Below are 12,669 nucleotides of genomic sequence, written 5' to 3'. Positions count from 1 at the left end.
CGACGGCCGCCTGAGAGGCCGACAGCCTCTTGAGGTCGATCACGCCAACCACCCCGCCTGCACGGCCAGGAAGGCGGCCACCACCAGCAGCGCGCCGGTCAGGATCGAGGTGGCGTACGACCGGACGAAGCCGGTCTGCAGCCGCCGGAGCCGGCCCGATCCGCCGCCGACACCCGCGGCCAGTCCGTTGATCAGACCGTCGATGCCCCGGTTGTCCAGGTAGACCAGCGCCCGGGTGAGGAAGATGCCCGGCTTCTCGAAGACCGCCTCGTTGACCGCGTCGGTGTAGAGGTTCTTGCGGGCGGCGGTGACCAGCACCCCGGCCGGCTGCGGCGAGGTCGCCGTGCCGCCCCGGAACAGGAACCAGGCCAGCGCCACCCCGGCGACGGTGACCAGCGTGGCGAGCACCGTGATCGCGAGGTGCGAGAGCACCGCCTCGTGGCCCTCCTCCTGCACGCCCAGGCCGTAGGTGGCGGTCAACCAGTCCGGTACGGAGGTCGCCAGCAGCCACCCCGCACCCAGCGAACCGATACCGAGCAGGATCAGCGGGACCGTCATCAGCGCCGGGGACTCGTGCGGGTGCTCGATGTCCTCGGTCCAGCGCTTCGGCCCGTGGAAGGTCAGCACGAACAGCCGGGTCATGTAGAACGCGGTCAGCGCGGCGCCGAGCAGCGCGGCCCCGCCGAACAGCCAGGCCGTCCAGCCCTCCCGGGCGAACGCCTCGACGATGATCGGCTCCTTGGAGAAGAAGCCGGAGAACGGGAAGAGGCCGATGATGGCCAGCCAGCCCGCGCCGAAGGTCAGCCAGGTGATCTTCATGTACTTCGACAGACCGCCGAAGCGGCGGATGTCGACCTGGTCCTTCATGCCGTGCATGACCGAGCCGGCACCGAGGAACATGTTGGCCTTGAAGAAGCCGTGCGCCAGCAGGTGCACGATGGCCAGCGCGTACGCCGCGCCGCCCAGCCCGACGCCGAGGAACATGTAGCCGATCTGACTCACCGTCGACCAGGCCAGCACCCGCTTGATGTCGTCCTTGGCGCAGCCGATGATCGCGCCGAGGAGCAGGGTCAGCGCGCCGACGCTGACCACCACCAGTTGCAGGGTGGCGTTGGCCGAGAAGATGATGTTGGACCGGGCGATCAGGTAGACGCCCGCGGTGACCATCGTCGCGGCGTGGATCAGGGCCGACACCGGGGTCGGGCCCTCCATCGCGTCCGGCAACCACGCCTGGAGCGGGAACTGGCCGGACTTGCCGCACGCGCCGAGCAGCAGCAGCAGGCCGAGCACCAGCACGGTGCCGCCGGCCAGCGCGCCGACGCCGTTGAACACCTCGTCGTACTGGGTGGTGCCGAGGGTGGCGAACATGATGAAGATGGCGATGGCCAGACCGGCGTCGCCGACCCGGTTCATCAGGAACGCCTTCTTACCGGCGGTGGCGGCGGCCGGCCTGGTGTACCAGAAGGAGATCAGCAGGTACGACGCCAGGCCGACGCCCTCCCAGCCGAAGTAGAGCATCACGTAGTTGTTGCCGAGCACCAGCAGCAGCATCGCCGCGATGAACAGGTTGAAGTATGCGAAGAAGAGCCGCCGACGCTCGTCGTGCGCCATGTACTCGACCGCGTACAGGTGGATCAGGAAGCCCACGCCCGTGATCAGCAGGACGAAGACCCCGGCCAGCGGGTCGAACAGCAGGCCGAAGTCCACGTGCAGGCCGCCGACCGCGATGAAGTCCCAGAGGCTCAGCTCGACCGACTTGTTCTCCAGGCCGCGCAGGCCGAGGAAGTAGCTCAGGCCGAGCAGGAAGGCGGCACCGACCGAGGCCACCCCGAGCCAGTGGCCCCACCGATCGGCCCGCCGGCCGAGCAGCAGCAGGATCGCCGCGCTGACCAGCGGGATCGCCACCAGCAGCCAGACGCTGCTCAGCAGCCCGTCCGCCGTCGCGTACGAGACGGTCTCGGCCGGAGCAGCCTGGGCGTACGTCATGATTTCGTCCACCGGTGGGCCCCTCTAGTACTTCAGCAGGTTGGCGTCGTCGACGCTGGCGGAGCGTCGGGTGCGGAAGATCGCCATGATGATGGCCAACCCGACCACGACCTCGGCCGCCGCCACCACCATCACGAAGAACGCCATGATCTGGCCGTTGAGGTCACCGTTCATCCGGCTGAAGGTGACCAGCGCCAGGTTGGCCGCGTTGAGCATCAGCTCGACACACATGAACAGCACGATCGCGTTGCGCCGGACCAGCACCCCGGCGGCGCCGATGGTGAACAGCACCGCGGCGAGGACCAGGTAGTAGTTCGGCTCGACCGTGAAGAAGTCACTCATTTCTCAGTGCCCTTCAGCGTGGTCTCCTCGGCGGTCAGCTCCCGCACCGGCAGGATGTCCGGCGTGCTGCGGTCGCTCAGCCGCCCGTCCGGCAGGCGGGCCGGGGTGGCGACCGACGACGAGGTGGCGAAGACACCCGGGCCGGGCTTCGGACCGGGGTAGTTGCCGGGCGCGAAGCGGGCCTTCATGGTGGCCACCTGGTCGCGCTTGTCCTCCTTGCGCCGCTCGACGTGCGCGAGGATCATGCCGCCGATGGTGGCGGTGATCAGCAGCGCCGCGGTGAGCTCGAAGGCGAAGACGTAGTCCGTGAAGAGCAGCCGGGCGATGCCCTGCACGTTGCCGCCCGCGTTGGCCTGCTCCAGGCCGACCGGGACGCTGCCCTGCGTGGCCCGGTAGACCCCGCTGCCGAGCAGGCCGGCGAAGCCGAGGCCCAGCCCGAGCGCCGCGATGCGCTGGCCGCGCAGCACCTCGATCAGCGAGTCGGACGATTCCCGGCCGACCAGCATCAGGACGAACAGGAAGAGCATCATGATGGCGCCGGTGTAGACGATGATCTGCACCATGCCGATGAACGGCCCCGCCTGGAGCACGTAGAACACGCCGAGGCTGAGCATGGTCAGCACCAACCAGAGCGCCGAGTGCACCGCGTTGCGGGCGGCGACCATGCCGATCGCGCCGGCGAGCGCGAGCGGAGCGAGGATCCAGAAGGTCACCGCCTCGCCGCCGGAGACCGCGCCGGAGGCGGCGAGCAGCGTCGCGGTGCTCATTCCGACTCCCCCTTCTCCGCCGCGGCCCGCTGGGCCGCCTGCTCGGCACCGGGGAAGGTGACGCCCGGGTGCTCGTCGATCTGGTAACGGCCCGGCCCCATCGGAGAACGCTCCGCCCCGGCGGAGGTGCCCGGGTTGGTGAGGCTGCCGATGTAGTAGTCCTTCTCGCTGTCACCCAGGCGCATCGGGTGCGGCGGCTGCTCCATCCCCGGCAGCAGCGGCGCCAGCAGCTGCTCCTTCGTGAAGATCAGGTCCTTGCGGTTGTCCCGGGCCAGCTCGTACTCGTTGCTCATCGTCAACGAGCGGGTCGGGCAGGCCTCGATGCAGAGCCCGCAGAAGATGCAGCGCGCGTAGTTGATCTGGTAGACGCTGGCGTACCGCTCACCCGGCGAGAAGCGCTGCTCGTCGGTGTTGTCGCCACCCTCGACGTAGATCGCGTCCGCCGGGCAGGCCCAGGCGCACAGCTCGCAGCCGATGCACTTCTCCAGCCCGTCCGGGTGCCGGTTGAGGATGTGCCGCCCGTGGTAGCGCGGCGCCGGCTTCGGCGGGGAGAACGGGTAGTCGGTGGTGACGACCTTCCTGAACATGTGCGAGAAGGTGACCCCGAAGCCCTTGAACGTTCCGGTGATCGCGCCCACGTCACACCTCCTCAGAGTCCTGGCCGGCGGGAGCGTTGGCCGGCTCCCGCTCGGCGACCATGCGCCGGGTGCGCGGGCTCGGTGGTACCTGGAGATCCATCGGGGGCAGCGGGAAGCTGCCCTGCGGCCGGTTGTCGACCTGCTCGACGAGCGTCGGCTTCGGCTCCGTCTTGCGGCTCGGCCAGAACAGCGCGGCGAGCAGCACGATGCCGGCCGGGATGCCGATGGCGTACATCCGGCTCTGGGTGTCCCAGTCGTCGATGGTGCGCAGGCCGGCGAGGAGCACGATCCAGACCAGGCTGATCGGGATGAGCACCTTCCAGCCGAGCCGCATGAACTGGTCGTACCGCAGCCGGGGCAGCGTGCCGCGCAGCCAGACGAAGACGAAGACCAGCAGGATGACCTTGGCGAAGAACCAGAGCAGCGGCCACCAACCGGAGTTGGCACCCGACCACATGGTGATCGGCCACGGTGCGTGCCAGCCGCCCAGGAAGAGCGTCACGGTGAAGGCCGACATGGTCACCATCGCGACGTACTCGCTGAGCATGATCAGCGCGAACTTGAGCGAGCTGTACTCCGTCATGAAGCCGGCCACCAGCTCCGACTCCGCCTCCGGCAGGTCGAACGGCGGCCGGTTGGTCTCGCCGACGATGGAGATGAAGAAGACGATGAAGCTCGGGAAGAGCAGCAGCGCGTACCAGCCCGGTGCCGGAATGTCGACGCCGAACAGGCTCAGCTGGGTCCCGCTGCCCTGGGCGGCCACGATCTCACTGGTGGACATCGTGCCAGCGAGCATGAACACCGCCACGATGGACAGACCCAGCGCCACCTCGTACGAGATCAGCTGGGCCGCAGAGCGCAGACCACCGAGCAGCGGGTAGGTCGAACCGGACGCCCAACCGGCCAGCACGATGCCGTAGACCGCCATCGACGAGCAGGCCAGCACCACCAGCACCGCCACCGGCACGTCGGTGACCTGCAACGGCGTCTGGTGGCCGAAGACGCTCACCATCGGGCCGAACGGAATCACCGACAGCGCGGTGACCGCGCAGATCACCGAGATGGCCGGGGCGAAGAAATAGACGACCTTGTCCGCCGAACGCGGGAGGATGTCCTCCTTGAAGGCCATCTTGAGGCCGTCGGCGAGCGTCTGCAGCAGGCCGAACGGGCCGAGCTGGTTCGGCCCGGGCCGCACCTGCATGAAGCCGACGACCCGCCGCTCGAACCAGACGCCGAGCAGCGTGCCGAGCAGGGCGACGACGAACGCGAAGACGATCTTGCCGAGGATCAGCCACCACGGGTCGTGGCCGAAGTCGCTCAGCGACGGCGCCTGGGCAAGGAGCGTTTGACTCACTGGTTACCCCCGGAGGAGTTGAGGAGCGGGCCCGGGCGGCCGGCCGCGTCGGCGGCGACCGACCCGGCCACCGCCGGTGCGGAGATCCGTACCACCGCGCCGGAGGTCGCGCCCAGGCTGCGCCGCACGGTCGCGCCGGGCGAGTTGGTGGGTAGCCAGACCACACCGTCCGGCATCTCGGTGATCGCCGCCGGCAGGGTCAGCGCCCCGCGGTCGGTTTCCACCGTGACCGGGTCGCCATCGGCGACACCGAGCGCCTCGGCGCTGCCCTTGCCCAGCCGGACCACTGCCGGACGGGCCGTGCCGGCCAGGTGCTCGTCACCGTCGGTGAGGCTGCCCAGGTCGATCAGCTGGTGCCAGGTCGCCAGGATCGCCTCGCCGGCACCGAGCTGCCGGACCGTGCCCGGCTCGACGCTGGGGGCGGCCGGGCGGCTCACCCGGGTCGCCGGCAGGCTGCCCAGCTCACGCCGGACGGTCAGCACGTCCCCGGTGCCCAACCGCACGTCCAGCTGGGCGGCGAGCGCGTCGAGCACCCGGCCGTCGGTCATCGCGGCCGTGTCCAGCACCGCGTCGAACGGGCGGAGCCGGCCCTCCCAGTCCAGGAAGCTGCCGGCCTTCTCGACCACCGGCGCCACCGGGAGGACCACGTTCGCCCGGCGGGTCACTGCGCTGGCCCGCAACTCCAGGCTGACCAGGAACGGCACCGCGTCCAGGGCCTGCTCGGCCAGCCTCGGGTCGGCCAGGTCGGCCGGATCCACGCCGGCCACCACCAGCGCGCCCAGCTGTCCCCCGGCGGCGGCGGCGAGGATCCCGTCGGTGTCCCGGCCGGCCTGGCTCGGAATCACCCCGGCCGGAATGTCCCACGCCTCGCCCAGTTCGGCACGGGCGGCCGGCTCGGTGACCAGACGGCCGCCGGGCAGCAGGTTGGGCAGGCAGCCGGTGTCGACGGCGCCGCGGTCTCCCGCGCGTCGCGGCACCCAGGCCAGCTTCGCTCCGGTACGGGCGGCCACCTCGGCGGCGGCGGAGAGGCCACCGGGGACGGTGGCCAGCCGCTCGCCGACGATCAGGATCGCCCCTTCGACGCTGAGCGCCTCGGCGACCGTGGCGTGCTCGGCGAGCACCCCGGCCTCCTCGCCCGGCACCACCCGCGCCAGCTTGGCGCCGAGCTTCTCCAGCCCACGGGTGGCGAACGGAGCGATCGCGTACACCTTCAGCTTGTTCTTCAGGTACGCCTTGCGCAGCCGCAGGAAGAGGATCGGGCACTCCTCCTCCGGCTCCAGTCCGACCAGGACCACCGCCGGGGCGTTCTCGACGTCGGTGTAGGTGACGTCGGTGCTGCCGGCGACCGTGCTGGCCAGGAAATCGGCCTCCTCCCGGCTCACCGGCCGGGCCCGGAAATCGATGTCGTTGGTGTGCAGCGCGATCCGGGCGAACTTGGCGTACGCGTACGCGTCCTCGACGGTGAGTCGACCGCCGGTGAGCACCCCGACGCCCTGACCGGTGTCCCGGGCGGCGCGCAGCCCCTCGGCGGCGACGCTGAGCGCCTCGCTCCAGGACGCCTCGCGCAGCTCGCCGGTGTGCTCGTCGCGTACCAGCGGAGTGGTGAGCCGGTCGACGGCGCGGGCGTACTGGAAGCCCCACCGCCCCTTGTCGCAGTTCCACTCCTCGTTCACCTGCGGGTCGTCGCCGGCCAGCCGGCGCAGCACCTTGCCCCGCCGCCAGTCGGTGCGCTGGGCGCAGCCGGCCGAGCAGTGCTCGCAGACGCTCGGGCTGGAGACCAGGTCGAACGGGCGGGCCCGGAAGCGGTACTGGGTGCCGGTGAGCGCGCCGACCGGGCAGATCTGCACGGTGTTTCCGGAGAAGTAGGAGTTGAAGGGGACGTCCCCCTCGTCGCCCTCCTCACCGTACGCCTCGTCCCGGTAGATGTTGATCTCCTCGGCGGAGGAGCGGTTCATCAGGTCGATGAACTTGTCCCCCGCGATCTCCTCGGAGAACCGGGTGCAGCGCTGGCAGAGCACGCACCGCTCGCGGTCGAGCAGCACCTGCGTGCTGATCGGCAGCGGCTTCGGGTACTCCCGCTTGTGCTCGTGGAACCGGGAGTCGCTGCGACCGGTCGACATGGCCTGGTTCTGCAGCGGGCACTCACCGCCCTTGTCACACATCGGGCAGTCGAGCGGGTGGTTCACCAGCAGCAGCTCCATGATCCCCTCCTGCGCCTTCTTGGCGACCGGGGAGGTGAGCTGGGTACGGACCACCATGCCGTCGGCGACCGTCTGGGTGCAGGAGGCGACGGGCTTGCGCTGCCCCTCCACCTCCACCAGGCACTGCCGGCAGGCGCCGGCCGGAGCCAGCAGCGGGTGGTCGCAGAACCGGGGGATCTCGGTGCCCAACTGCTCGGCGACCCGGATCAGCAGCGCCCCCTTCGGGGCGGTGACCTCGACGCCGTCGATGGTGAGGGTGACCGTCTCGGTCTGCTTGGCAACGTCCGTCATTAGTGGGCTCCCACCAACTGCTTGTCGGACAACTTCGGCGCGGTCCGTCCCTCGATATAGTCGAGGTAGTCCTGCTTGAAGTACTTCAGGGACGAGGTCACCGGGCTGGTGGCGCCGTCACCCAGGCCGCAGAACGAGCGGCCGAGGATGTTGTCGCAGGTGTCGAGCAGGGTGTCCAGGTCGGCCTGGGTGCCCTGGCCGGACAGGATGCGCCGGTAGACCCGGACCATCCAGTAGTTGCCCTCGCGGCACGGGGTGCACTTGCCGCACGACTCGTGGTGGTAGAACTCCAGCCACCGGTAGGTCGCGTAGACCGGGCAGTCCTGGTCGGAGAAGATCTGCGTGGCGGTGGTGCCGAGGATCGAGCCGGCGGCGGCCACCCCCTCGAAGTCCAGCGGCACGTCCAGGTGCTCGGCGGTGAGCAGCGGGGTCGAGGAACCACCCGGAGTCCAGAACTTCAGGTTGTGCCCCGGCTGCATCCCGCCGGCCAGCTCGATCAGCTCGCGCAGGGTGATGCCGAGCCCGCACTCGTACTGGCCGGGGTTGGCGATCCGGCCGGAGAGCGAGTAGATCATCGGCCCGGAGGACTTCTCCGTGCCCATGCTCTTCCACCAGTCGGCGCCACCGAGCACGATGTACGGCACGCTGGCGATGGTCCCCACGTTGTTGACCACGGTGGGGCTGGCGTACAGGCCGTGGGTGGCCGGGAACGGCGGACGCAGCCGGGGCTGCCCCCGGAAGCCCTCCAGCGAGTCGAGCAGCGCCGTCTCCTCGCCGCAGATGTACGCGCCGGCACCCGAGTGGACCACCAGGTCCAGGTCGAAGCCGGAGCCGAGGATGTCGCGCCCGAGGTAGCCCTTGGCGTACGCCTCGTTCACCGCGTTGCGCAGCCGCCGGGCGGCGTGCACGGCCTCGCCCCGGATGTAGATGTAGGCCCGGTTGGCCCGGATCGCGTACGAGGCGATGATCACGCCCTCGACCAGCGAGTGCGGGTCGTGGGTCATCAGCGGCAGGTCCTTGCAGGTGCCGGGCTCGCCCTCGTCGGCGTTGACCACGAGGTAGTGCGGCTTGCCGTCGCCCTGCGGGATGAAGCCCCACTTGAGACCGGTGGGGAACCCGGCACCGCCACGACCGCGCAGCCCGGAGTCCTTGACCAGCTGGATGAGGTCGTCCGGGTGCGCCTTGACCGCCTTGCGCAGCGCCGCGTACCCGTCCAGCTTCTCGTAGGTGTCGATCCGCCAGGCGTCCGGGGAGAGCCAGCGCTTGGTCAGCACGGGCGTCAGCTTGGCCAGGGTCTCCGGCGCAGGCGTGGTCACTTCTGAGCCCCCTTGTCGTGCGCGGAGTCCCGACCACCGCCGGTCGACTCCGCTTCCCTGAGGTTGCGCTCCTGCGCCCCGGTGTCGTCACCGGCCGGCTTGGCGTCGCCCGCCGGCTTGTTGGCCGCCACCCCGGCGGCCTCGGCGGCCCGGGCGTCGTCCGACGAGGGCGGCGTCCCGTCGACCGGAACCTTGGTGCCGGGGGCGTCCGGTACGGCGGTCTGCGCGTCCGGCTGCCGGGTCTCGGCGGTACGCACCTGCGGCGACTTGCGGTCCGGCGCCGGCACATCGGGTGCCGTGCTGCCGGTCGGCGCGGCCTTCGCCGGGGTGGCCGGCGCGGGCTTGTCGCCGTCCCGGCCGCTGCGGATCGGGGTGTTCGGGTCGAACCCCGGCGCCGAGATGCCGTGCTGCTGGGCCAGCCGCAGACCGCGCAGGGTCGGCTCGCCCGGCACCCCGTCGGCGACGGCGCCCTCCCGCTCGTCGGCGAAGCCGGCGAGCTGGACCGCCATCTCCTTCAAGGTGCAGAGACGGGCACCGCGGCTCGGCGTGGGCCGGCCGCCGGAACGCAGTTCGTCGACCACCCCGACCGCGGTCTGCGGGTCGACGCCGTCGAAGAAGTCGTAGTTGACCGTCATCACCGGGCCGTAGTCGCAGGCGGCCAGGCACTCGGCGTGCTCCAGGGTGATCTTGCCGTCGGCGGTGGTCTCGTCGTGTCCGACGCCCAGGTGTTCGGTGAGGGTGTCGTAGACCTCCTGCCCACCGAGCACGTTGCACATGGTGTTGGTGCAGACGCTGACCAGCCAGTCACCGGTGGGCCGGCGCTTGTACATCGTGTAGAAGCTGGCCACCGCCCCGACCTGGGCCTTGTTCAGGCCGAGCACCTCGGCGCAGAACGCCACGCCGGCCGGGGACACGTAGCCCTCCTCGGCCTGCACGAGGTGCAGCAGGGGCAGCAGGGCCGAGCGGGACCGGTCGGCCGGGTAACGGGCGATGATCTCCCGCGCCCGGGCCTTGGTCTCGTCGGTAAAGACCGTGCTCACCGGTCACAACCTCCCATCACGGGGTCCAGCGAGGCGCCGCCGGCGATCACGTCGGCGATCAGGCCGCCCTCGGCCATCGCCGGCAGGGCCTGGAGGTTGACGAAACTCGGCTCCCGGTAGTGCACCCGGTACGGCCGCGTCCCGCCATCGGAGACCGCGTGCACGCCCAACTCGCCACGGGGCGACTCGACGGCGACGTACACCTGGCCCGGCGGCACCCGGAAGCCCTCCGTCACCAGCTTGAAGTGGTGGATCAGGGACTCCATCGACTGGCCCATGATCTTGGCGACGTGCTCCAGCGAGTTGCCCATGCCGTCGACGCCGATGGCCAGCTGCGCCGGCCAGGCGATCTTCTTGTCGGCCACCATCACCGGGCCCGGCTTGAGCCGGTCCAGGGCCTGCTCGACCAGCTTCAGCGACTCCCGGATCTCGGCCAGCCGGACCAGGTAGCGACCCCAGACGTCACCGTCGGGGTGGGTCGGCACGTCGAACTCGTACGTCTCGTAGCCGCAGTACGGCATCGTCTTGCGCAGGTCCCAGGCCAGCCCGGCCGAGCGGAGCACCGGACCGGTGACGCCGAGCGCGACGCAGCCGGTCACGTCGAGCACCGCCACGTTCTGCGTCCGCTCCAGCCAGATCGGCTGGCCGGAGAGCAGGTCCTCGTACTCCTTGAGGCGCTTCGGCATCACCTTGAGGAACTCACGGATCTTGACGATCGCCTCGTCCGGTACGTCCTGGGCGACGCCGCCCGGCCGGACGTAGGCGTGGTTCATCCGCAGGCCGGTGATCAGCTCGAAGATCTCCAGGATGTACTCACGCTCCCGGAAGCCGTACAGCATGATCGAGATCGCGCCCAGCTCCATGCCCGTGGTGGCCAGCCACACCAGGTGCGAGGAGATCCGGTTCAGCTCCATCATGAGCACCCGGATGGTGTTGGCCCGCTCGGTCACGTCGTCGGTGATGCCGAGCAGCTTCTCCACCGCGAGGGAGTACGCCGTCTCGTTGAAGATCGGGGAGAGGTAGTCCATCCGGGTCACGAAGGTCGAACCCTGCACCCAGTTGCGGTACTCCAGGTTCTTCTCGATACCGGTGTGCAGGTAGCCGACGACCGAGCGGGCCTCCCGGACCGTCTCGCCCTCCAGCTCCAGGATCAGCCGGAGCACGCCGTGCGTGGACGGGTGCTGCGGGCCCATGTTGACCACGATCCGACCCTCGTTGATCGGATCGACGCCGGAGACGACGTCGTCCCAGTCTCCACCGGTGACGGTGAAGACCCGGCCCTCGGTCGTCTCGCGCTCGGTGGCGTAGTTCGACGCGCTCATTGGTACGACCTCCGCTTGTCGGGCGGCGGGATCTCGGCGCCCTTGTACTCCACGGGCACACCGCCGAGGGGGTAGTCCTTGCGCTGCGGGTGGCCCTCCCAGTCGTCCGGCATGAGGATGCGGGTCAGCGCCGGGTGGCCGTCGAAGATGACGCCGAACATGTCGTACGTCTCCCGCTCCTGCCAGTCGGCGGTCGGGTAGACGGAGGTGACGCTGGGCAGGTGCGGCTCCTCGGCGGTGACGGCGGCCTCCAGTCGGACCTGCCGCCGGTACGTCATCGAGGTGAGCTGGTAGACCACGTGCAGCCGACGGGCGTCGGCGCCGAGGTAGTCCACCCCGGAGACCGAGGAGCACAGCTCGAAGCGCAGCGCGGGATCGTCCCGCATCACCTGGCAGACCTCGGCGATCCGCTCCGGGCGGATGTGCAGGGTCAGCTCGCCCCGGTCGACCACGACCTTCTCGATCGCCTCGCCGAAGGCCGGGTACGCCTCCTCCAGCGCGTCCCGGACCTCGTCGAAGTAGCCGCCGTACGGCCGTGGCGAGTCCTCGATGGTGTGGTGCCGCCGGACCAGCCCACCGAACCCGGAGACGTCGCCGGTGCCCTGGTTGCCGAACATGCCCCGGCCGGCGGGCGCGGCCGGCGGGAACTCCGCCGGTGCGCCACTGGTCGCTCCGGCCGGCGTCACCGGGACCGGCACGCCGCCGGTGGTCGGCTTGTCGTCAGTCACTTGATCCCCCCGTACGGGTGGAGGTGGTTCTGGGCCTTCATCCAGTTCTCGATCCGCAACTGCTCCTCGCGGCCCTCGCGGACGGCCTTCGTCCACTCGGCCCGCCGGGCCTTGTCGCTGCGGTACGACGACGGCATCGAGCCGTACGGCACCACCGGCACGTCACCGCGCGCCTCGCGGGCCGCCAGCATCTTGCGGCCGTTCGGGCCGAGCGGCTCGTGGCCGATCTTCTCGCGGAGCTTGAGGATGGCGTCGATGAGCATCTCCGGCCGGGGCGGGCAGCCGGGAAGGTACATGTCGACCGGCACGACGTGGTCGACGCCCTGCACGATCGCGTAGTTGTTGAACATGCCGCCGCTGCTGGCGCAGACGCCCATGGAGAGCACCCAGCGGGGCTCGGCCATCTGGTCGTAGATCTGGCGCAGCACCGGGGCCATCTTCTGACTCACCCGCCCGGCCACGATCATCAGGTCAGCCTGCCGGGGCGAGGCCCGGAAGACCTCCATGCCCCACCGGCCCATGTCGTAGTGCGGGCCACCGGCGGCCATCATCTCGATCGCGCAGCAGGCCAGGCCGAACGTGGCGCCCCAGACCGACGACTTGCGCGACCAGTTGACCAGCTTCTCCACCGAGGTGAGCAGGACGCCGGCGGGAAGTTTCTCCTCGATACCCATAGCCGTTCCT

11 protein-coding genes are annotated in these 12,669 nt (G+C 70.2%); all 11 read right to left on the bottom strand.

From position 1 onward, the window contains the following. Window positions 1-39 precede the first annotated feature (39 nt). The 11 genes from nuoL to SM447_RS05835 are packed head-to-tail and all read right to left on the bottom strand — an operon-like array spanning window position 40 to window position 12,659. Entirely contained in the window at window positions 40-1,986 is a 1,947-nt protein-coding gene (gene nuoL, locus SM447_RS05885) for an NADH-quinone oxidoreductase subunit L (protein ID WP_474571898.1), read from the bottom strand. A 24-nt stretch (window positions 1,987-2,010) separates the two neighbouring features. Next, complete coding sequence (nuoK, locus tag SM447_RS05880) at window positions 2,011-2,328, bottom strand: NADH-quinone oxidoreductase subunit NuoK (RefSeq protein ID WP_474571682.1); 318 nt, start codon at window positions 2,326-2,328, stop codon at window positions 2,011-2,013. After that, window positions 2,325-3,095 (bottom strand): NADH-quinone oxidoreductase subunit J, encoded by a 771-nt coding sequence (locus SM447_RS05875; RefSeq protein WP_474571681.1) that lies wholly within the window; start codon window positions 3,093-3,095, stop codon window positions 2,325-2,327. The genes nuoK and SM447_RS05875 overlap by 4 nt, the downstream gene beginning before the upstream one ends. After that, window positions 3,092-3,733: an NADH-quinone oxidoreductase subunit NuoI gene (gene nuoI, locus SM447_RS05870; protein WP_474571680.1), complete on the bottom strand. Its 642-nt coding sequence runs from the start codon at window positions 3,731-3,733 to the stop codon at window positions 3,092-3,094. The genes SM447_RS05875 and nuoI overlap by 4 nt, the downstream gene beginning before the upstream one ends. Window position 3,734: 1 nt before the next feature. Beyond that, entirely contained in the window at window positions 3,735-5,087 is a 1,353-nt protein-coding gene (gene nuoH / locus SM447_RS05865; protein ID WP_474571679.1) for an NADH-quinone oxidoreductase subunit NuoH, read from the bottom strand. Beyond that, window positions 5,084-7,579: an NADH-quinone oxidoreductase subunit G gene (locus SM447_RS05860; RefSeq protein WP_474571678.1), complete on the bottom strand. Its 2,496-nt coding sequence runs from the start codon at window positions 7,577-7,579 to the stop codon at window positions 5,084-5,086. Before SM447_RS05860 ends, nuoH begins: the two co-directional genes overlap by 4 nt. Further along, the gene (gene nuoF, locus SM447_RS05855; protein WP_474571677.1) at window positions 7,579-8,895 is read right to left on the bottom strand and encodes an NADH-quinone oxidoreductase subunit NuoF; all 1,317 of its coding nucleotides are present in this window, start codon (window positions 8,893-8,895) and stop codon (window positions 7,579-7,581) included. The genes SM447_RS05860 and nuoF overlap by 1 nt, the downstream gene beginning before the upstream one ends. Continuing rightward, a complete protein-coding gene (gene nuoE, locus SM447_RS05850; protein WP_474571676.1) occupies window positions 8,892-9,935 on the bottom strand; it encodes an NADH-quinone oxidoreductase subunit NuoE in 1,044 nt (347 codons plus the stop codon). The genes nuoF and nuoE overlap by 4 nt, the downstream gene beginning before the upstream one ends. After that, window positions 9,932-11,257 (bottom strand): NADH-quinone oxidoreductase subunit D, encoded by a 1,326-nt coding sequence (locus tag SM447_RS05845; RefSeq protein ID WP_474571675.1) that lies wholly within the window; start codon window positions 11,255-11,257, stop codon window positions 9,932-9,934. Before SM447_RS05845 ends, nuoE begins: the two co-directional genes overlap by 4 nt. Then, entirely contained in the window at window positions 11,254-11,985 is a 732-nt protein-coding gene (locus SM447_RS05840) for an NADH-quinone oxidoreductase subunit C (RefSeq protein WP_474571674.1), read from the bottom strand. The genes SM447_RS05845 and SM447_RS05840 overlap by 4 nt, the downstream gene beginning before the upstream one ends. After that, entirely contained in the window at window positions 11,982-12,659 is a 678-nt protein-coding gene (locus SM447_RS05835) for a NuoB/complex I 20 kDa subunit family protein (RefSeq protein ID WP_093404021.1), read from the bottom strand. Before SM447_RS05835 ends, SM447_RS05840 begins: the two co-directional genes overlap by 4 nt. Window positions 12,660-12,669: the final 10 nt, after the last annotated feature.

This window comes from Micromonospora aridisoli, assembly GCF_056150025.1.
The sequence above is the reverse complement of the archived record's forward strand: the minus strand, read 5'-3'. Positions and strand labels throughout refer to the sequence as shown.